Origin of the sequence: Aeromonas sp. s13 (assembly GCF_040907905.1) — a bacterium.
Lineage (GTDB): Bacteria > Pseudomonadota > Gammaproteobacteria > Enterobacterales > Aeromonadaceae > Aeromonas > Aeromonas veronii.
Map to the genome: position 1 here is coordinate 70,154 of NZ_JBFOCS010000079.1, position 20,831 is coordinate 90,984.

Annotated in this window: 18 protein-coding genes and 1 tRNA gene; 18 read left to right on the top strand and 1 reads right to left on the bottom strand. The window is 61.5% G+C overall.

All coding sequences use genetic code 11. The features are described from left to right. Positions 1–579: 579 nt before the first annotated feature. The 17 genes from kup (at position 580) to hypA (ending at position 19,663) form a co-directional block, all read left to right on the top strand. Complete coding sequence (gene kup / locus AB5Y82_RS18240; protein WP_088869065.1) at positions 580–2,448, top strand: low affinity potassium transporter Kup; 1,869 nt, start codon at positions 580–582, stop codon at positions 2,446–2,448. Positions 2,449–2,936: 488 nt separating this feature from the next. Next, positions 2,937–3,602: a 4Fe-4S dicluster domain-containing protein gene (locus AB5Y82_RS18245; protein ID WP_005351526.1), complete on the top strand. Its 666-nt coding sequence runs from the start codon at positions 2,937–2,939 to the stop codon at positions 3,600–3,602. Continuing rightward, entirely contained in the window at positions 3,602–5,473 is a 1,872-nt protein-coding gene (hyfB, locus tag AB5Y82_RS18250; RefSeq protein WP_368174346.1) for a hydrogenase 4 subunit B, read from the top strand. Before AB5Y82_RS18245 ends, hyfB begins: the two co-directional genes overlap by 1 nt. Before the next feature lies 1 nt (position 5,474). Further along, the gene (locus AB5Y82_RS18255) at positions 5,475–6,428 is read left to right on the top strand and encodes a respiratory chain complex I subunit 1 family protein (RefSeq protein ID WP_368174347.1); all 954 of its coding nucleotides are present in this window, start codon (positions 5,475–5,477) and stop codon (positions 6,426–6,428) included. An 80-nt stretch (positions 6,429–6,508) separates the two neighbouring features. Further along, positions 6,509–8,227, top strand: coding sequence for an NADH-quinone oxidoreductase subunit C (locus AB5Y82_RS18260; protein ID WP_368174348.1), 1,719 nt, complete (start codon positions 6,509–6,511; stop codon positions 8,225–8,227). A gap of 9 nt (positions 8,228–8,236) precedes the next feature. Further along, entirely contained in the window at positions 8,237–8,794 is a 558-nt protein-coding gene (locus AB5Y82_RS18265) for a formate hydrogenlyase complex iron-sulfur subunit (protein WP_368174349.1), read from the top strand. Continuing rightward, positions 8,794–9,609 carry an NADH-quinone oxidoreductase subunit B family protein gene (locus AB5Y82_RS18270; protein WP_368174350.1) on the top strand — a complete coding sequence of 272 codons (816 nt, stop codon included), beginning with the start codon at positions 8,794–8,796 and terminating at the stop codon, positions 9,607–9,609. Before AB5Y82_RS18265 ends, AB5Y82_RS18270 begins: the two co-directional genes overlap by 1 nt. Continuing rightward, positions 9,602–10,015, top strand: a complete 414-nt coding sequence (locus tag AB5Y82_RS18275) for a formate hydrogenlyase maturation HycH family protein (protein WP_011706331.1) — start codon at positions 9,602–9,604, stop codon at positions 10,013–10,015. The genes AB5Y82_RS18270 and AB5Y82_RS18275 overlap by 8 nt, the downstream gene beginning before the upstream one ends. Beyond that, on the top strand, positions 10,015–10,506 hold the full coding sequence (gene hycI / locus AB5Y82_RS18280) for a hydrogenase maturation peptidase HycI (protein WP_111899989.1): 492 nt from the start codon (positions 10,015–10,017) through the stop codon (positions 10,504–10,506). Before AB5Y82_RS18275 ends, hycI begins: the two co-directional genes overlap by 1 nt. Before the next feature lie 213 nt (positions 10,507–10,719). Then, positions 10,720–10,811: transfer RNA gene (locus tag AB5Y82_RS18285), tRNA-Sec, on the top strand. A gap of 314 nt (positions 10,812–11,125) precedes the next feature. Continuing rightward, complete coding sequence (selA, locus tag AB5Y82_RS18290) at positions 11,126–12,577, top strand: L-seryl-tRNA(Sec) selenium transferase (RefSeq protein WP_111899990.1); 1,452 nt, start codon at positions 11,126–11,128, stop codon at positions 12,575–12,577. Positions 12,578–12,581: 4 nt separating this feature from the next. Further along, positions 12,582–14,465 (top strand): selenocysteine-specific translation elongation factor, encoded by a 1,884-nt coding sequence (selB, locus tag AB5Y82_RS18295; RefSeq protein ID WP_368174351.1) that lies wholly within the window; start codon positions 12,582–12,584, stop codon positions 14,463–14,465. Continuing rightward, positions 14,462–16,888, top strand: coding sequence for a carbamoyltransferase HypF (gene hypF, locus AB5Y82_RS18300; RefSeq protein WP_368174352.1), 2,427 nt, complete (start codon positions 14,462–14,464; stop codon positions 16,886–16,888). The genes selB and hypF overlap by 4 nt, the downstream gene beginning before the upstream one ends. A 5-nt stretch (positions 16,889–16,893) precedes the next feature. Continuing rightward, positions 16,894–17,145 carry a HypC/HybG/HupF family hydrogenase formation chaperone gene (locus AB5Y82_RS18305; protein ID WP_216962483.1) on the top strand — a complete coding sequence of 84 codons (252 nt, stop codon included), beginning with the start codon at positions 16,894–16,896 and terminating at the stop codon, positions 17,143–17,145. Then, positions 17,139–18,251: a hydrogenase formation protein HypD gene (hypD, locus tag AB5Y82_RS18310; protein WP_201913799.1), complete on the top strand. Its 1,113-nt coding sequence runs from the start codon at positions 17,139–17,141 to the stop codon at positions 18,249–18,251. The genes AB5Y82_RS18305 and hypD overlap by 7 nt, the downstream gene beginning before the upstream one ends. Further along, a complete protein-coding gene (gene hypE, locus AB5Y82_RS18315; RefSeq protein WP_368174353.1) occupies positions 18,248–19,252 on the top strand; it encodes a hydrogenase expression/formation protein HypE in 1,005 nt (334 codons plus the stop codon). Before hypD ends, hypE begins: the two co-directional genes overlap by 4 nt. Before the next feature lie 69 nt (positions 19,253–19,321). Next, a complete protein-coding gene (gene hypA, locus AB5Y82_RS18320; protein ID WP_335843818.1) occupies positions 19,322–19,663 on the top strand; it encodes a hydrogenase maturation nickel metallochaperone HypA in 342 nt (113 codons plus the stop codon). On the opposite strand, the gene AB5Y82_RS18325 is transcribed toward hypA, so the two are convergent. Beyond that, positions 19,641–19,997 (bottom strand): hypothetical protein, encoded by a 357-nt coding sequence (locus AB5Y82_RS18325; protein ID WP_368174354.1) that lies wholly within the window; start codon positions 19,995–19,997, stop codon positions 19,641–19,643. The two genes, hypA and AB5Y82_RS18325, sit on opposite strands and share 23 nt — an antisense overlap. Here AB5Y82_RS18325 and hypB point away from each other — a divergent pair. Beyond that, positions 19,920–20,684, top strand: a complete 765-nt coding sequence (gene hypB, locus AB5Y82_RS18330) for a hydrogenase nickel incorporation protein HypB (RefSeq protein ID WP_368174357.1) — start codon at positions 19,920–19,922, stop codon at positions 20,682–20,684. The genes AB5Y82_RS18325 and hypB overlap by 78 nt on opposite strands. The last annotated feature ends 147 nt before the right edge of the window (positions 20,685–20,831 follow it).

Here is a 20,831-nt window from a genome sequence, read left to right on the forward strand (position 1 = left end):
CCCATTCCCCCTGCCTTCATAAAATAAGAACTTTATCATCCCTTCATCTCATGACCACAGGTTGCAATAAGCGCAGCGCATTGCACCTCTTACCTCTTTTAATACTTGGTGCAATTCACTTCGTTCATTACACCCTACATTTTCCCCTTCCAAATAAAGACTCCATTGCAACCCAACGCCCTCCACTTTGCCATCCTGCCAGCATTTAATTAGTGATTACTTTATCGTCTATTTATTATCCATTTTGGTAAAAGAAAGTAGCCAAACCACTTCGCTAGATAAAACAAACAGTTGCCTGCATTATCGCGGCCTATTTCAATCGCCGGATAATTAATTCTCTTACTCAAATTGAACTTTTGATTATTTATAACTGAGCATAGTCCCGCAGAGTGTGTGTCATTATAAGCTTAATGACAGATGAACAGACTGTGTTCCATGACAAGCAGATCACTATTCCGTTAGCGCCCTTTCCCATCGCAATCCATTAATTCTCTCCCGATTAAATATCACGACTCTCCTGGTAGGTCGGGCAGCTGTGCGTTGGCAAACGTGTAAACATCAAACTGACAAGATGAACTCATGAACTGTGATAAACAACAAGCCACTCCCGGCGTTATGCTGGCGGCGATTGGCGTAGTCTATGGCGATATCGGCACCAGCCCGCTCTATACCTTGCGCGAGTGCCTGTCAGGTCAATTCGGGTTCGGCGTCGAGCCGGCCTCCATTCTCGGCTTTCTCTCGCTGATCTTCTGGCTGCTGATCCTGGTGGTGTCGGTCAAGTACCTCTCCTTTGTGATGCGGGCCGACAACGCCGGCGAGGGTGGCATTCTCACCCTGATGTCGCTGGCGACCCGCAACGCCTCCACCCGCTGGACGCCGCTGCTGATCATCCTCGGCCTGATTGGTGGCAGCTTTTTCTATGGCGAGGTGGTGATCACCCCGGCGATGTCGGTGATGTCGGCCATTGAGGGTCTGAGTATTCTCACCCCCGCCCTCGACCCCTATATCGTCACCCTCTCGGTGCTGGTGCTGACCCTGCTGTTTGCCATCCAGAAACATGGCACCGCCATGGTGGGCAAGCTGTTTGCCCCCATCATGCTGATCTGGTTTATGACACTGGCGGTGCTGGGGCTGCGCGGCATCATCCACAACCCCGAGGTGCTGGGTGCGCTTAACCCCATCTGGGCGGTGCGCTTCTTTATCCAGTACCAGACCACCTCCTTCTTTGCCCTCGGCGCCGTGGTACTGGCGATCACAGGGGTGGAGGCGCTCTACGCGGATATGGGCCACTTTGGCAAGAATCCCATTCGCCTCGCCTGGTTTATCGTGGTGCTGCCCTCGCTGGTGCTCAACTACTTCGGTCAGGGGGCGCTGCTACTGAGCAACCCGGCGGCTATTGCCAACCCCTTCTTCCTGCTCGCGCCGAAATGGGCGCTGGTGCCGCTGCTGCTCTTGGCAACCATGGCGACGGTGATCGCCTCGCAGGCGGTGATCTCCGGGGTCTTTTCGCTGACCCGGCAAGCGGTGCGGCTCGGTTATCTCTCCCCCATTCGCATCGTTCATACCTCCGAGCAGGAGTCCGGCCAGATCTATATTCCGGTCATCAACTGGATGCTCTATATCTCGGTGGTGATCGTCATCATGAGCTTCGAGCACTCCAGCAATCTGGCGGCGGCCTACGGCATCGCGGTGACCGGCACCATGGTGCTTACCTCCATCCTCTCCTGCTCGGTAGCCAAGAACAGCTGGCACTGGAACAAGTATCTGGTGGCTATCCTGTTTGCTGCGCTGCTCTGTATCGACGTGCCGCTGTTTGCCGCCAACCTCGCCAAGATCTTCTCCGGCGGCTGGCTGCCGCTCACTCTGGGCGCGGTGATGTTCACCGTGATGACCAGCTGGAAGAGCGAGCGTTTCCAGCTTATTCGCCGCCTGAACGAGCACGGCAACTCCCTTGAGCCGATGATCGCCTCGCTCGAAAAATCCCCGCCGACCCGGGTGGCGGGCACTGCGGTCTATATGTCGCGGGTGGTCAATGTGATCCCCCATGCGCTGCTGCACAACCTCAAGCACAACAAGGTGCTGCACGAGCGGATCATCCTGCTCACCCTGCGGGTGGAGGATGTGCCCTACGTCCACAATGTGCGCCGGGTCTGCATCGAGCAGCTCTCCCCCACCTTCTGGCGGGTGGTGGCGAGCTATGGCTGGCGCGAGACCCCGAACGTGGAGGAGATCTTCCACCGCTGCAACGCCGAGGGGCTGAGCTGCCGGATGATGGAGACCTCGTTCTTTATGGCCCACGAGTCGCTCATCATGAAAGACCGCCCCTGGTATCTCTATCTGCGCGGCAAGCTCTTTATGCTGCTGCAGCGCAACGCCCTGCGCGCCCCGGATCAATTCGAGATCCCGCCCAACCGGGTTATCGAGCTGGGCTCGCAGGTGGATATCTGATGGCGGGTTGATGGCCTCTTGATAGCATTGAAAACGTCAGCAAATAGAGAGGGAGGCATTGGCCTCCCTCTTCTTTTCCGTTAACCCCAATGACCGGCCCCCTCATCCCCAGCCCTTCTCCCGCAAGGGGAGAAGGGAGCAAACCACGGCAAATCGAACCAGCTCATTTTCCCTCACACAACAGCCGTAGGGTGCAACAAGCGCAGCGCCGTGCACCGCGAACATATTTGATAGCGGTGCAATTCACTTCGTTCTTTGCACCCTGCTTATGCTGCCTTTTCCGGGGTGACGAACCCTCTTGGCGGCTTCGTCACAAGTGACGAACGTCACAGTTCGACAGCCAGATCAGCGCGTTCACTCAACTACGCGAGGATTTTTATTTATTTAAAAACAGCCACTTAAAACCAATTTCCCTGCAAAAACCATTCTGGCCCGTATCTTGCCAACCTGCCCCTACTTTCTCCGTTCGCGACACGACAAGGTAGGCTATGAACCGCTTCGTTATCGCTGACCCCAAGCTTTGTATCGGCTGTGGCACCTGTATGGCGGCCTGCAGTGAAGTACACAAGGCACAAGGTTTGCAGCAAGCCCCCCGTTTAACCGTTATGCGACACGAGCAGGCGACCATGCCGGTTCAGTGCCGTCACTGTGACGATGCCCCCTGCATCAAGGTGTGCCCGGTCGAGGCAATTCGCCAGACCGGCGATTGCGTGCAACTCAACGAGTCGCTCTGCATCGGCTGCAATCTCTGCGCCGTGGCCTGCCCCTTTGGCGCTATCCAGAGCGGCGGCAGCCGTCCGGTGGCCGTGGCCACCAGTTACGACACCTATATCCCCTGCTCCATCCGCTCCAGCAACCCCTCCACCTCTGCCGGCCTGCGCTGCTTTGGCGAGGATCTGCTGAGCTGGGAGCCGGGCGTGCGCAGCATCGCCGTCAAGTGCGATCTGTGCGAGTTTCGCGCCGATGGCCCGGCCTGTGTCGGTGCCTGTCCCTCCCAGGCGCTGAAGCTGGTCAATGACGGCGACACCGAACGCGCCGCACGTATCCGTCGCCAGCAAGCGGCCGACACCAACCCGCAAGGGGCCTCTGCCTTCTCGGCGCCTGCTACGGCGCTCCCTGCATCCGATTTATCTACCACAGAGGGAGTTCGCTGATGTTGTCCCCCCTTGTTATGGCCACGCTCCTGCTCTTTTTGTTGGGCGCTGCCGCCGGTCTGCTCCTGCAAAAACTGCCCGCACTGGCCAACCGTCTCAATAGCGGTTTTGCCCTGCTGGGCTCGCTCGCGGGTCTGGTCGCCGCCATCCAGATCTTTGCCCAAGGCACCCCCGTCGACGGCCAGCTCTGGCTGCTGGGCTCGGTGCACCTCGACATGCTGGCCGCGCTGATGCTGCTGGTGATTAGCACCGTCGGCGTCGCCGTCGCCCTCTACTCCTTTGCCTATATCCGCGAATATCAGGGCAAGGGGGATGTGGCCATCGGCGCGCTGATGAACCTCTTCCTGTTTGCCATGGTGGGCATGGTACTGGCCGACAATGCGCTCGGTTTTTTGCTCTGCTACGAGCTGGTGACCCTCACCACCTACTGGCTGGTCAAGACCAATCCGGATGCTGCCAAACAGAGCCGTCTCTATCTGGTGATGAACCATATCGGCATGGCGCTGGTGCTGATCGCCTTCTGGCTGCTCTGCCGCGAAACTGGCTCGCTGGAGTTCGCCGCGCTGCGCGAGCACCATCTGGCGGGCGGTTTGGCCTCTCTGGTGTTCCTGCTCAGCTTCTGCGGTTTTGGCCTGCGCGCCGGTTTCGTGCCGCTGCACGGCTGGCTGCCGGTGGCCGAGCCCGTTGCACCCTCCCATATCTCGGCGCTGATGTCCGGCGTCATGGTGAAGCTGGGTCTCTTTGGCATCTTGCGGGTCAGCATCGATTTTCTCGGCGCCAGCCAGCTCTGGTGGGGCTATGTGGTGCTGATCTTCGGCGCCTGCTCGGCTGTGCTCGGGGTGCTGTTTGCGCTGGCCGAGCACGACCTCAAGCGGCTGCTCGCCTACCACACGGTGGAGAACATCGGCATCATCCTGATGGGGATGGGGATCGGCATGATCGGCATCGCCAACCAGCAACCGGCACTGGTGGTGCTGGGGCTGCTCGGCGCCCTCTATCACCTGCTCAACCATGCCATCTTCAAGAGCCTGCTCTTTATGGGCACCGGCTCGGTGATGTTCCGCCTGCACACCCGCGACATGGACAAGATGGGGGGCCTCGCCAAGCTGATGCCCTGGACTGCGCTGGCGTTCCTCATCGGTGCCATGGCCATCTCGGCGCTGCCGCCGCTCAACGGCTTTGTCAGCGAGTGGTTTATCTATCAATCCCTGCTCTCCATGACCAAACTCGGCACCTCTGTCGTCGCGCCGCTCGCGGTAGTGATGCTGGCGGTGACCGGCGCCATGGCGGTGATGTGTTTCGTCAAGGTCTACGGCATCTGCTTCTGCGGCGCCCCGCGCAGCGAACACGCGAGCCACGCCCGCGAAGTGCCGGGCGCCATGGTGGCAGGCACCCTGCTGCTGGCCGCGGTCTGTCTGGTGCTGGGTCTGGGCGCCCCCTGGATTGCCCCCCATATCGCCAGCTATGGCCAAGCCTTGGTTGCCAGCCAAATGAGTGTCGCCACCGGCGCCACCCTGCTGCCACTCGACAGCTCACAAGCGATCCTCTCCCCGCCCGTTATCGCCATCACCTTACTGGGGCTGTTCCTGATTCCGCTGCTGGTACTCGCCATCTTCAAGGGGCCCAAGCTGGGTCGTCGTCACGCTGGCACCCCGTGGGCTTGTGGTTACGCCTACGAGGAGCGCATGAGCCTCACCTCGGGCGGTGTCACCCACACCTTGCGCCAACTCTGCGCGCCGCTCTATCGCAAGCAGCCGCAGCTCGATCTGGCCAGCGCCCTGCACGGGGTGAGCGATACCAGCGGAATGACCGGCTGGCTGCTGCACGCCATTGTGCTGGCGCTCTTTATCCTGATGGCTGTAGGAGTCTGATATGCCTGTTCTTGAAATGCCGAGCTGGGGCATGGTTGCCCTCGCCCTGACCCAGGCCATCGCCATGCTGGCGCTGGCGCCGCTCGCCACCGGTTTCAACCGGGTGCTGCGGGCCAAGATGCACTCCCGTCAGGGACCGGGCCTGCTGCAGGATTACCGGGATATCGCCAAGCTCCTGCGCCGTCAGGAGGTAACCCCCGAGCCTGCCGGCATCATCTTCAACCTGATGCCTGCGCTGCTCATCGCCGCCCTCTTGCTGGTAGGGATGGCGCTGCCAACCCTGACTCACGAGTCCCCCTTCCCCATCGCCGGGGATCTCATCACCGATATCTATCTGTTCGCCATCTTCCGCTTCTTCTTCTCCCTCTCGGGGCTCGACAGCGGCAGCATGTTTGCAGGTATTGGTGCCCGCCGCGAGCTGACCCTCGGCATTCTGGTGGAGCCCATTCTGGTGCTCGCCTGCTTCATCATGGCGATGATGGTGGGCAGCTCGGATCTGGGCAACATCAGCAGCTATGTGGCGACCCAGCCACTGGCCGCGCCCATCGCCACCCTGCTGGCCGGTGCCGCCTGCGCCTTCGCGGTGTTTGTCGAGATGGGCAAGCTGCCCTTTGACTGCGCCGAAGCCGAGCAGGAGCTGCAGGAGGGGCCGCTTACCGAGTATTCCGGTGCGGGCCTGGCCCTGCTCAAGCTCTCCATCGGCCTCAAGCAACTGGTAGTGGTGCAGCTCTTTCTGGTCATTTTCCTGCCCTTCGGCAAGGCGGCCAACTGGAGTCTGCCTGCGCTCATCGGCGCGGCGCTGATCCTCGCCTGCAAGCTGCTGGTGGCCTTTTTGCTGGCTGGCATCATCGAAAACGCCATGGCCCGTACCCAGTTCGTGCGCACCCACAAGCTCACCCGCTTTGGGCTGGGGCTGGCCCTGCTGGCGCTGCTCGCCTATCTGGTCGGGGTCTGAGCCATGCCCGCCAGCACAGCAATTTTTTCCAATTTCATCATTTGTGAATGCTCATTCCCGAACATTAAAGTGAGAACTGCATGACCATCGCCATTTCGGATCGCATCGGCTGCGACTACATCCAGCAGGTGCGAGCACAACTGCCCCACGCCATCGTCGACGAGGAGTGGCAAACCGCCGATCAGGCCACCATCACCGTCAAACCCACCAGTCTGGTCGAGACCGCCAGCCTGATCTTCCATCAGCTGGGGGGCTGGCTTCCGCTCTCCTTTGCCAATGACGAGCGCAGCCTCAACGGCCACTTCGCCGTCTACCACGTCTTCTCCATGGAGGGCGACACCAAGTGCTGGATCACCGTCAAGGTGCTGGTGGATGCCGATACCCAGGAGTACCCCTCCATCACCCCGACCATTCCGGCGGCGGTGTGGGGCGAGCGGGAGATCCGCGACATGTACGGCCTGCGCGCCATCGGCCTGCCGGATGAACGCCGTCTGGTACTGCCGGATGACTGGCCGGAGGATATCCATCCACTGCGCAAGGACGCCATGGATTATCGCCAGCGCCCGATGCCCACCACCGACACCGAGACCTACCCCTTCGTCAACGAGCTCGGCAGTGATGCCAACCGCATCGTGCCGGTCGGCCCGCTGCACATCACCTCGGACGAACCGGGCCACTTTCGTCTGTTCGTCGACGGCGAAGACATCATCGATGCCGACTACCGCCTCTTCTATGTCCATCGCGGCATGGAGAAGCTGGCGGAAACCCGCATGGGCTACAACGAAGTGGCGTTTCTGACCGACCGGGTCTGCGGCATCTGCGGTTTTACCCACAGTGTCGCCTACACCACCTCGGTGGAGAACGCCATGGGCATTCCGGTGCCGGAGCGGGCCAAGATGATCCGTGCCGTGCTGCTGGAGGTGGAGCGCCTGCACAGCCATATCCTCAACATCGGCCTGTCGAGCCACTTCACCGGTTTCGACACCGGCTTTATGCAGTTCTTCCGGGTGCGGGAAAAGTCCATGACCCTGGCCGAGCTGCTGACCGGCGCCCGCAAGACCTACGGCCTCAACCTGATTGGCGGGGTGCGTCGCGACATCTTCAAGGAAGATCGCATCAAGGGTGCCCAGCTGGTACGGGAGCTGCGTGATGAGCTCAAACCCCTGGTGGCCATGCTGCTGGATACCGCCAACATCTCCTCCCGCCTCATCGGTATCGGCAAGCTCGACCCGCAAATCGCCCGCGATTTCAGCTGCGTCGGCCCCATGGTACGGGCCAGCGGCTTCAAGCGCGACGTGCGCCGGGTGCACGACTTTGCCGCCTATCGCGAATTGCCGATGGAGATCCAGACCCTGGCCGGTTGCGACGTGCAATCCCGGGTGCTGGTGCGGATCCACGAGCTCTACGACTCCCTCGACATGATTGAGTTCGGCCTTGAGCACCTGCCGGAAGGGCCGCTGCTGACCGAAGGCTTCACCTACCAGCCGGGCAAGTTTGCGCTGGGCTTTACCGAAGCGCCCCGCGGCGAAAACGTCCACTGGAGCATGACCGGCGACAACCAGAAGCTGTTCCGCTGGCGCTGCCGCGCCGCCACCTACGCCAACTGGCCTGCGCTGCGCTACATGCTGCGCGGCAATACCGTGGCGGATGCGCCGCTCATCATCGGCAGTCTGGACCCCTGCTACTCCTGTACCGACCGGGTCACCCTGGTCGACCCCAGGAAGGGCAAATCCACCGTGGTCTCCTACAAGGAGATCGAGCGCTACGGCATCGATCGCAAACACTCTCCGCTGAAATAAGGGGTCATCATGATCAAGCTGTTCAAGACCATCCTCAAGGCTGGCACCCCGACCGCCAAGTACCCCTTCACCCCTTACGAGGTGAACCGGGATTTTCGCGGCAAACCCAAATATCAGGCGGATCAGTGCATCGCCTGCGCCGCCTGCACCAAGGCCTGCCCGGCCAATGCGCTGGTGATGGAAGTGGACATGGAGACTGGCGAACGGCGCTGGGAGATCTCCATGGCGCGCTGCATCTTCTGCGGCCGCTGCGAGGAGGTCTGCCCGACCCGCGCCATCGCCCTCTCCCCCGAATTCGAGCTGGCGGTGACCAACAAGGCGGATCTCTATGAGGAGGCCCGCTTCGCGCTGGCCCCCTGCACCCTGTGCGGCACCTACTTTGCCCCGAGCAAGCTGGTGGCGCTGGTGGAGGACACCCTCAAGCAGGCGGGCACGCCGCTGGCCACCCCGGAGCGGCTGCACCACTGCCCCGACTGCAAACGAAAACAGAGCATGCTGAGCCAGCCTGACTCGGCCCTGATCACACCGATAGCTACACCGATGGCCACACAACAGGAGTGGATGTGATGAGCAAGATCAAAGGCATAGAACCGGTTGTCGGCCATGCCCATACCCGCGCCGTGCCGCTGGCACAGGATCCCGAGATCACCAAACTCAAGAAGACCCTGCTCAAGGACATTCGCCGCTCGGCCTATGTCTACCGGGTCGATTGCGGCGGCTGCAACGCCTGCGAGATCGAGATCTTCGCCACCATCACCCCGCTGTTTGATGCCGAGCGTTTCGGCATCAAGGTGGTCGCCTCCCCCCGCCACGCCGACATCCTGCTCTTTACAGGCGCGGTGACCCGGGCGATGCGGGTACCGGCCCTGCGCGCCTACGAGGCGGCGCCCGATCCCAAGATCTGCATCGCCTACGGCGCCTGCGGCTGTGACGGCGGCATCTTCCACGACCTCTACTGCGTCTGGGGCGGCACCGACAAAATCGTGCCGGTGGATGTCTATATTCCCGGCTGCCCTCCGACACCGGCGGCAACCATCTACGGCTTTGCGGTGGCGCTCGGTCTGCTTGAGCAAAAACTCAAAGCCACCAGCCACGAGGTGCAACCGGGTGAACGGGTCGAGCTGCGCCACACCGGCATCCCCAATGAAATCCGGGTGATGATCGAACGCGAAGCGCGCCGCATGGCCGGTTACCGGCAGGGGCGGATCATCGCCGACGAGTTTATGGCCCTGCTCGAAGGGGCGACCCAGAAGGATGTGGATCTGCGCATCCAGAGCTACCTCGATCAGCACGACGATCCGCGCCTCTCGGAGATCGTCAACAACCTCGCAAACGCCTGCCTCAACCGGGCGGCCGGCAAGGGAGAGGCGGTGCATGGCTGACGAGGTTTTCTTCTATCGCCTCTCGCGCAAGTTCGTCGACGAGCAGTTCGACGTCCCCGAGGAAGCAAAGGAGGTGATGTACTACAGCCTCGCCATCGGCCACCACCTCGGCATCGTCGATTGCCTGCGAGCAGACCTGGTCTGCTCGCTGACCGGTTATCGCGACTGGGTGGCCAAGCTGCCAGAGGGAAGTGAAGCGCGCCGCAAGATGGAGGGATTTCTCACCTTTGGCGAGATCACCATCTATCGCGAGCACTGCCATATGCTGGCCTGCGCCTTCGACCGACTGCGCAAAGCCGACAATCTGCTCGATGAGCAGGAGCTGGGCTGGACCAATACCTTTATGGATCAGCTCACCGCCCTCTTTAACGACCCCCATATGTACCTGATGGTAAGGAGCCGCTGATGGGCTGCAATCTCGTGTTGACCGTGGGCAATGCCATGATGGGGGACGACGGTGCCGGCCCCTATCTCGCCGACAAGCTGCAAGCCGCCCCCCTGCCCGGCTGGATCCATATCGACGGCGGCATCGCGCCGGAAAATGTGGTCTACAAGGTGCGGGAGCTGCAACCTGAGCGGGTGGTGCTGGTGGATGCCGCCGAGATCGGCGAGAAGGCGGGTACCCTGCAGGTGATCCCCCCCGAGACCATCGCCGAGATGTTTATCTTCTCGACCCACAATATGCCGCTCAATTTCCTGATCGACGAGCTCAAGACCTTTGTCCCCGAGGTGATCTTTGTCGGGGTACAACCGGCCATCGTAGCGTTCTCTTTCCCGATGACCGAGATGGTGAGCGAGGCGATGGACTATCTTTATCAGCACCTTGATGCCGCCAGGGATACCGACTTGTTAATAGAGAAACTGGAGCAGTGGAATATTGCCAACGCCAACCGGTGATTATTTAGCGAGTTGTTAACGACCGTTATTGACCAACGGTTCCGGCAATGTGATCGAGGCCCGATGTTAAATTAAAAACATCGGGCTAATTGTGCTGAACTTGATATAAAACAAGGTTCTTTGATTTTTTCAAAAAATCGCTAACTCTCGCTTTTTTATGACAAAAAAAGCGTTGCCAGTCACAGAAATTTGCCACAAAATGGCGACCGTTACGGAAGTTGATGGGGTCTGGTGGCCTCCTCGGTCTTCAAAACCGATGTGAGCCGAGAAGGCTTTGGCAGGTTCGATTCCTGCCTCTTCCGCCAAATTTATCTATTGAACAAATACTCTTCCGCTGAATTTTTCGGCCTGAATGTTATTTCCATTGTTTGTTCAATATGTTTTAAGTAATACCTTAAAAAAGGTGCTTGCCGCTTGCCAATATAATCCGAACTCAGGTTATCTCGCTGGCCAAAAATTAATTTATCAGCATCGATGCAGCATTAATTTATACCCGCTCATTGATGCACCCAGTTTGCAGTCATCCGCAAATCGCCAGCAGTGCCATAACCCGTCAGCTCGGCCTCTCTATCGGCAAACCGGTGCGCATCCCGAACCCACGCACTGCACTGGTAATCCCATGCCGAACTCGTCTCACGCGCCAGCCATCCCCCACCGCCAGCCCGCATCAGGTACGGCTGCCAACGATTCACAGCGACAAACCCGCCGTCTGCCGCAAGTGGAACAGCTGCTGCAGCAACCCTTTCTCGCCGGGTTTATCGAGGCGCTGAGCCGCCCACTGGTGACTCAGGCGGTGCGCGATACCCTGAGCGAACTGCGCCAGAGCGAATATTTTCGCCAGCATGGCGTCGCCCCCGAGCAGATCGAGGCGCTGATTGCCAAACGCTGCCGGCAGCAGTTGCGCCAGCGCCAGACCCGGGTGATCAACGCCACCGGCACCCTGGTGCACACCAATCTGGGGCGCTCGCCGCTAAGCAGCGAGCTGTGGGACGAGGTGCGCGACCTCAACACCGGCTACAACAATCTGGAGCTGGATCTCGCCACCGGCAAGCGCGGCGGGCGCAAGGGGCTGATCGCCCCCCTGCTCCGTTGCCTCACCCAGGCCGAGGATTCGCTGGTGGTCAACAACAACGCCGCTTCGCTCTTTTTGCTGCTGCAGGAGGTAGCCAAGGGGCGCGAGGTGATCGTCTCCCGCGGCGAGCAGATCCAGATTGGCGGAGGCTTTCGCATCCCCGACATTCTGGCGCTCTCCGGCGCCAAACTGGTGGAGGTGGGCACCACCAATATCACTACCGCCAAAGATTACCTCGATGCCATCACCGATCAGACCGCGCTGGTACTGATGGTGCACAGATCCAATTTCGCCATTCGCGGCTTTACCGAATCCCCCGATATCGGCGAAGTGGCCCGCGCCCTGCCCGAGCACGTGGTGCTGGCGGTGGATCAGGGCTCGGGCTTGACCAGCGAAGAGTTTGCGCCGGATGAAACCTCGGTGCGCCAGTACATCAAGGCGGGGGCAGATCTGGTCTGCTACTCCGGTGACAAGCTCTTGGGGGGCCCGCAATCGGGCATCATCAGCGGCCGCGCCGATCTTATCAAGCGGCTGGAAAAACACCCCATGATGCGCACCTTCCGCCCGAGCCGCATCGTCTACTCCCTGCTGGAACGCCTGCTCATTCACAAGCTCAACAAGTCCCCAATCGGTGAAGGGATTGCCCAGCGCACCTTGAGCAACGCGGCCGCCATGGAGGCGAGAGCCTCCCGGCTGATGGCCGCCCTGCCCGGTTGCTTTGTGCCGGTCCCCGCCCAGCTGGTGGTGGGCGGCGGCACCCTGCCGGACGAGTTCTACCCGGCCCCTGCGCTCGAATGCACCGACCCGCGTCCGGCCCAGCAGCTGCTCGATGCGCTGCGCGAACTCCCCGTCCCGGTCATCGCCACCGTGCGCCAGCAGAAGGTACTGCTCAATATGGCCACCCTGCTGCCGACCGAGATGGAACTGCTGATCGCCCAACTCAGGGAGTTGCTACTGCCCGCCCCGTTCAATGCAACAAATGCGAGCGAGGAGCCTTGATCCCATGACCCCCTATCGCGCCGTTATCGGTCTTGCCGGCCACGTGGATCACGGCAAGACCCTGCTGATCAAGGCCCTCACCGGCATCACCACCGCCCGCGCCCATGAGCAGGCCATCGGCATGACTCAGGATCTCGGCTTTGCCCACTTCGATGACGGTCAGGGCAACACCATAGGTGTCATCGACGTGCCCGGCCACGAGCGCTATATCCGCAACATGGTGGCGGGGCTCTGGAGTCTGGATCTGGTGCTGCTGGTCATTGCAGCCGACGAGGGGTGGATGCCGATGACCGGCGATCACCTGCGCCTGCTCAAGGCGATGGGGGTGCCGCGCCTCTTGGTCTGCATCAACAAGTGCGATCTGGTCTCCCCTGACGAGCTTTTGCTGTTGGAAGAGAGTCTGCTGGAGCGGGTGATGGACGAGAGCGGCATGGTGCCCGACATCGTCAGCGTCAGCGCCAAAACCAGCGCCAATATGGCTGCCCTGCACGCCGCCATCGTGCGCCAGCTTGCCGAACTGCCAGCCTCACACGCTGCCCGCGAGCAGAGCGCCCCGCGACTGTATGTAGACAGGGTCTTTACCGCCAACGGCACCGGTACCGTGCTTACCGGCACCTTGCAGCAGGGCAGCCTTAAGGTGGGGGACAAGCTGCGCCTCTACCCCGCCGATCGGGAGGTACAGGTGCGCTCCCTGCAGGCCTATCACCAGAACGTCGACGAGATTGGCGCCGTCTGCCGGGTAGCGGTGGGCCTGAAAAAAGTGCCCCACAAGGAGGTGGCCCGCGGTCACTGCCTCACCAGCACTGTCGGCCAGTGCGAGGCGGCGACCCACCTTATCGTGCGACTCAACGCCGAGAGCCTGAGTAGCAAGACACTGCGCACGCAGGAGGTCGAGGTGGCCCTTGGCAGCTGGCATGGCCGGGCCCGTTTCGTGCCCATCAAGGATACCCGGCTGGCGCGGCTGATCTTTACCAGCACCATCCCCTGCTTCTTTGGCCAGCCGCTCGCCATCATTCGCCACGGCAGCAGCGAACTGCTGCACGGCGCCCGTATCGTCTGGTGCGGTGACATCCATCCCGCCAGACGCAAGGCGCTGCACGCCCTGCTGGGTGAGCTGCCTGATGACTTGGAGCGCTACAACCCCGCAGCCTTGCAGCTAGGCCTCAATGGCTATGTGCTGGCCAGCCGCTTTGACCAGCAGCCAGAGCAGGTCACCCCCCTCGGTGAGTGGCTGCTGGATAACTGCTGGCTGGCCCAAAGCCGCGACCAGCTGCTCGCCACGCTGGCCAGCGAACCGCTCAGCGCTGCGGAGCTTGCAACCCGCTTTGGTATCGCCCTGCCGGTCACTCAGGCCCTGCTCCAGCAGCTCAAGAGCGAGCAGCACATTCGCCTGCACCATGACAAGTGGCAGCCGGGCAGCGGCGAGTCGGAAGATGATCTGGGGGAAGAGGCGCAGCTGGTGCTCAAGGTGGTGCGAGATCAAGGCAAGGAGGGGTACGAGCCCGGTAAACTGGGCCCCGGCGGCGTGGAGCTGGATCCCTTTATCACCCGCCAGCTGCCCGCGGCCCTGCAGCAGGGCCTGCTACAAAAAGGCGCGTTGCAAAAGCAGCTGCGCAATCTGGCGCGACTCAAGTATCTGGTGCAGCTCGATGGCCCCATCTACTACGACGCCGAGCTTTACAACCAGATGGTCGCCGAAGTGCTGGCGGGCCAGCAGGTGGGAGATCTGATCGACATGGCATCCCTCAAGGAGATCACCGGTTTGTCGCGCAAATACGCCATTCCGTTCTGCCTGCGCATGGAGATGGATGGCTGGGTGCGGCGCGAAGAGAACGAGCGCCGGGTGCTGCGTTTACCGCAGACTCAAGATGAGATGGAGCCGGCATGAGCGCCACCATCGCCCCTTCTGGCTCTGCCAATCCTGTGGCCAACCGGCTGCGCCGCGAATTTCATCTCGACGGCATCGTGCAGGGGGTCGGCTTTCGCCCCTTCGTCTATGGGCTGGCGTTGCGCCACGGCCTTGCCGGCTATGTGTTGAACGACGCGAGCGGCGTCACCATTGGCGCCGAAGGATCGCCCGAGCAGCTCGCCAGCTTTGCCCGCGAACTGCGGGAACTGGCGCCGCCGCTTAGCCGCATCGATCACTTCAGCGAGCGGGAACTGCCCCAAAACCCGAATCCCGATTACAACGGCGCCTTTCATATCAAGGCAAGCCAGCAGCAGAGCGCGGCCACGGTCGCCATCTCGCCGGATCAGGGGATGTGCGAGGCGTGCGCCCGGGACGTGGTCAATCCCAACGATCGCCACCACCACTACCCCTTTACCAACTGCACCCACTGCGGCCCGCGCTACACCATCATCCGCCGCCTCCCCTACGACCGTCCCCATACCGCCATGGCAGGCTTTGCCATGTGCCCGCGCTGTGCGGCGGCTTATGAAAACCCGCTGGACAGACGCTACCACGCCCAGCCGGTGAGCTGCCCCGAGTGCGGGCCCCATCTCAGCTGGCACGACGGTCGCGGTGATGCCCTGGCCGAGCGCGAGGATGCCCTGCACGCCGCCGCCCACGCCCTGCAAGCGGGCAAGCTTATCGCGGTCAAGGGGATGGGGGGGTATCACCTGATGTGTGATGCCCGCAATGAACAGAGTGTTGCGAGATTGCGAATGCTCAAGCGACGCGCACGCAAGCCGCTGGCGGTGATGATGGGATCCCTTGCCGAGGCCAAATTGCATGTCACCGGCAGCGAAGACGAGTGGCAACTGCTCGCCTCTCAGGCCAGACCCATCGCCTTGCTGCGCAAGCGCGAAAACGATGATCGACCGTCAGAATCCCAACTTGCAACTGCGCCGCTGGCCGAGGGGATCGCCCCCGGCATCCCCTACCTTGGCGTCATGCTCCCCTATACCCCGCTCCATCAGCTGCTGCTGGACGCCTGCGCCATGCCGCTGGTGGCCACCAGCGCCAATGGTCGCGGCAGCCCAATCCTTATTGAGTGCGAGGCGGTGGTCAGGGAATTCGGCAGCGAGATTGACGGCATCCTGGATCACAACCGCCCCATCCTGCACCCCTGCGACGACAGTCTGGTGCAGTGGGCGGGCGGGCGACGCCAGACGTTGCGCCTCGCCCGGGGCTATGCCCCCTGCACCCCCAGCCTGCAAGAGGCGGTCAGGGTGCCGCTCTTGGCTGTCGGGGCGCAACAAAAGAACCAGCTGGCGCTCGCCTTCGGCCGCCAGCGCATCTACAGCCCCTATATCGGCGATCTGCACAGCCTGACGATGCAGGAGCACTTCGAGCAAACCCTGGCGACCTTTCGCGACCTCTACGATCTCAAACCCGAACTGCTGGTGTCGGATCGCCACCCCGGCTATCTCAGCCATCAGTGGGCCAAAAGCTATTGCCAGGATCAGGGTGCCACCCACCTCGAGGTGCAGCACCATCACGCCCACCTGCTGGCAGTGATGGCCGAGCACGACATCACGGGCCCGGTGCTGGGTGTTGCCTTCGATGGCACCGGCCTTGGCGATGACGGCACCCTCTGGGGCGGCGAGCTGCTGATCGCAGACGTTCAGGGATTTGAGCGGGTTGCTCATCTCAGGCCGTTCAAGCTGATCGGCGGCGAGGCAGCCATCCGCGAACCGGTACGTCAGCTGCTGGGGCTGCTGTTTGAATCGCACAGTTCTGAGGAGATCAGCGCCCTCGATATTCCGTTGATCAGCAAGTTGCCCCTTAAGCGGATCAGCAACCTGCACCAGCTCTGGCAGCTGGGTCGCAACGCCCCCCATACCAGCTCCATCGGCCGTCTGTTCGATGCGGTGGCGGCGCTCTTGGGGGTGATCGACACCCCCGATTACGAGGGCGAAGCGGGACTCTTGCTGGAGGCAGCCGCCTTGCAGCTGACCCCCGATGAAGCGCCCTTCCCCCTCGCCTTTGATCTCAGCCAATCAACGGAAGGGCCACTGCAGATCGAGTGGGCAGAGCTGATCCATACCCTTGTCAGCGAGCGGCGCAAAGGCACCTCTACCGCCAGCCTGGCCGCCGGTTTTATCCGCGCCATCAGCAATCTGGTAGTTGCCCTTGCCGAGCGCTTCCCCGGCTATCCGGTGGCGCTGGGGGGCGGCGTCTTTCAAAACCGGGTGCTGATGGACCAGCTGGTTCCCGCGCTCGCAGCGGCCGGTCGGCAAGTATTGACCAGCGAAACCCTACCACTCAATGACGGTGGCATCGCCGCCGGTCAGCTCTGGTTTGCCATCCACCATCTTGCCACGCACCAGCCTGTCACAACCGGTTGTGCCACCTTGTCGGAGTCCTGAAATCCATGTGTCTATCCATTCCCTCTCAGGTGGTGCAGCTGCACCCCGAAGATAACTGCGTCACCGTCGATACCCTGGGGGTGCAGCGGCGCGTCAGCTGCATGCTGCTCGAAGAGCCTCTCCAGGAGGGCGACTATGTGCTGCTCCATATCGGCTTTGTGATGAGCAAGATTGACGAAGAGGAGGCGCAGGCCAGCCTCGAGAGCTTCCGCCAAATGGTGGCCCTGATGCCCAAACAGGATATCTTGCCATGCTGACCTTGAATGATCTCTTTCAGGGTTTTCGCCAGCCCGAGGTGATCCGCGCCCTCGCCGCCCAGATCACCGAACTGGCCAAAGATCTGCCCGAGCCGCTGCGGGTGATGGAGGTGTGCGGTGGCCATACCCACACCATCATGAAGTACGGCCTGCACCAGCTGCTGCCGGCCAGCATCGAGTTCGTTCACGGCCCCGGCTGCCCGGTCTGCATCATGCCCAAAGAGCGCATCGATCAGGCCATCGAGCTGGCGAGTCAACCGAATGTCATTCTGGTCACCCTGGGAGACATGATCCGGGTGCCGGGCTCCAAAGGCACGCTGGCCCAGCAGCGCGCCAAGGGGAGCGATATCCGCCCGGTCTATGACCCCCTCGATGCCCTGCGTATCGCCAAAGAAAACCCGGAAAAAACCGTGGTCTTCTTCGCCATCGGTTTCGAGACCTCTACCCCGATGACCGCCGCCTTGCTGGCCGCCGCTGAAGAGCAAGGGGCCCTGAACCTGCTGTTTCATATCAACCATGTGCTGGTGCCCCCCGCCATTCATGCGGTGATGGCCGACGGCGTTGCCAAGGTGAACGCCTTTATCGGCCCCTCCCACGTCAGCGTCATCACCGGCGCCGATATCTACCTGCCTATCGTCGATCGCTATCAGGTGCCGGTGGTGGTGAGCGGTTTCGAGCCGGTGGATGTGATGGAGGCGCTCTTGATGATGGTGCGCCAGAAGGTGGAGGGTCGCTACGCGCTGGAGGTGCAGTACAGCCGCGCCGTCACTGCCAGTGGCAATAAAGCCGCCCAGCGGCTGGTCGAGCGTTTTTTCGAGACCCGCGAGCACTTTCGCTGGCGAGGTCTGGGGGATATCAACGCCTCCGCCCTGCGCCTGCGCGATGCGTTTGCCAAGCGCGATGCGGAGCGTCACTTTGCGCTCAATCAGACTCCCATCGATGATCACAAGGCGTGCCAGTGCGCCGATATCCTGCGCGGCCTGGCCAAACCGAACCAGTGCAAAGTCTTTGGCCGGGGCTGCACCCCGACCCAGCCCATGGGCAGCTGCATGGTCAGCTCCGAAGGGGCCTGCAATGCCTACTACCGATATATGGGGATCCAATGAGAGAAATTCAGTTAAGCCATGGCGGCGGCGGCGTGGAGATGAACCAGCTGATCAACCAGCTCTTCTTTCGCCACTTTGGCAACGAGATCCTGCTGCGCGGTGAAGATGCCGCCCTGCTGCCGGTAAACGGCCCCGTCGCCTTCACCACCGACAGCTTTACCGTCTCGCCGCTCTTCTTCGAGGGGGGCGATATCGGCAAGCTGGCCATCGCCGGCACGGTTAATGATCTCGCCATGATGGGGGCCAAACCCGAGTATCTGAGCGCCAGCTTTATCATCGAAGAGGGCTTCCCCTACGCCGATCTGGCCCGCATCGTCGAGTCGATGGCCTCAGAGCTGGCCAAGAGCGGTGCCCGCATCGTCTGCGGCGACACCAAGGTGGTGCCCAAGGGGGCGGCCGACAAGATCTTTATCAACACCAGCGGGGTCGGCACCTTCCCGCTGCCTGAGCAGAGCCGGGGCATCTCGGTGCGCAACCTCAAAGCCGGTGACGCCATTCTGGTGTCGCGGGATATCGGCAGCCACGGCGCCTGCATCCTGATGGCCCGTGACGCCCTGCAACTGGGATCTGATCTCAAGAGCGACTGCACCACCCTCTGGCCACAGGTAGAAGCGCTGCTGCAGGCAGGCATTACCCCTCACGCCCTGCGCGATGCCACCCGCGGTGGCCTTGCCGCCGTGCTCAACGAGTGGAGCAGCGCCTCCGGCGTTGCCATCGAACTGGAGGAGTCCGCCATTCCGGTGTGCGATCCGGTGCGTGGCCTGTGCGAGCTCTACGGTTTCGAGCCCCATGATCTCGCCAACGAGGGAACCATGGTGCTGGCCCTGCCTGCCGAACAGGCGCAGGACGCACTGGGCATCTTGCGGCAATTAAACCCCGCTGCAAGCCAGATCGGCGTGGTGCAGGCAAGCGATCGCCACAAGGTGATCCTCAACAACCCCTGGGGCAGCCGCCGTTATCTGGAGCTGCCGCAAGGGGAGCTGCTGCCGCGGATCTGTTGAGCGGCCATGCCGTTCCGTCAATTACAGGGAGGAGTCACTGCTCCTCCCCATATCGGTTAAGGAGCCACCATGCACGAAATGTCTCTGGCCATGGCCGCCATCGATCTGGCTGCCGAGCAGGCCACCCAGCGGGGCTTTACCAAGGTGACCGCCCTCTGGCTCGAGGTCGGCAGCTTCTACTGCGTCGACCCTGACACCATCGCCTTCTGTTTCGAGGCCGCCGCCAAGGGCACCGCCGTCGAAGGAGCCCAGCTGCATTTTCAGCACCAGGCGGCAGAGGCCTGGTGTTACGACTGCAACCAGACGGTCACCCTCACCGAGCGCGGGCAGGCCTGTCCCGAGTGCGGCGGATACAAATTACGAGTCGCGCAGGGCGATAGCCTGCGCATCACCGACATCGAGGTAAGTTGATATGTGTAGCGTATGCGGATGCGGCCAGGCGCGGATTGCCGGCCATGAGCACGATCATGAGCATCATCACGAACATGAACATCACCATGATCATGAGCAGAGTGCGCCACGCACCCTGATCATTCACCACCACTATCACCATCAGGGAGATGTCCATCACCACTACCACGGTGTGCGGGCTCCCATAAGCCATGAGGGGCATGATCAGCTGCATGAGCACCACCATGATCACCCCCACGACCATCATCATGATCATATCCACTCTCATGACCACGGCCATTCCCACGCGCATGACCATGACAATGACCATGACCATCAGCAGGGTGATCTGCACTATGGCAAAGGGGAAGCGGGATTGTCGGTGCCCGGTATGGGGCAGCGCCAGCTGATCGCCATCGAGATGGATGTGCTGGCCAAGAACAATGCGCTGGCGGCCCACAACCGCGAACACTTCGACGAGGCGGCACAGCTGGTGCTCAACCTGGTGTCGAGCCCGGGTTCAGGCAAAACCACTTTGCTGTGCGAAACCCTGCGCCAGCTGGCCGACAAGCGCCCCTGCGCCGTGATCGAAGGGGATCAGCAGACCAGCGCCGATGCGGATCGTATCCGTGCCACCGGCGTCCCTGCCGTGCAGATCAACACCGGCAAGGGCTGCCATCTGGACGCCAAGATGGTCCACGACGCCTGCCACCAGCTGCCCGCCAATGAAGGGGGCATCCTCTTTATCGAGAACGTGGGCAATCTGGTCTGCCCCGCCAGCTTCGATCTCGGCGAGAAGTACAAGGTGGCGATCCTCTCCGTCACCGAGGGGGAAGAGAAGCCGCTGAAATACCCGGACATGTTCGCCGCTGCCCAGCTGATGGTGATCAACAAGATTGATCTGCTGCCCTACGTCAGCTTTGACGTGGCCCGCTGCATCGAGAACGCCAAACGGGTCAACCCCTATATTCAGGTGATCCAGGTCAGCGCCACTACAGGCGAAGGGATGGATGCCTGGCTCAACTGGCTGGCCACAGCCTGAACCAGAACCGGTTAAATGCCGCTTATAACGTTAGAAAACAAGAGAGGGAGGCTGATGCCTCCCTCTCTTGTTTTCTATGAACCTTGTCCGCCGCTCTAACTGTTCAGAGTGACCTGCATCCCACACTCGCGTCCCCTCACCCTAGCC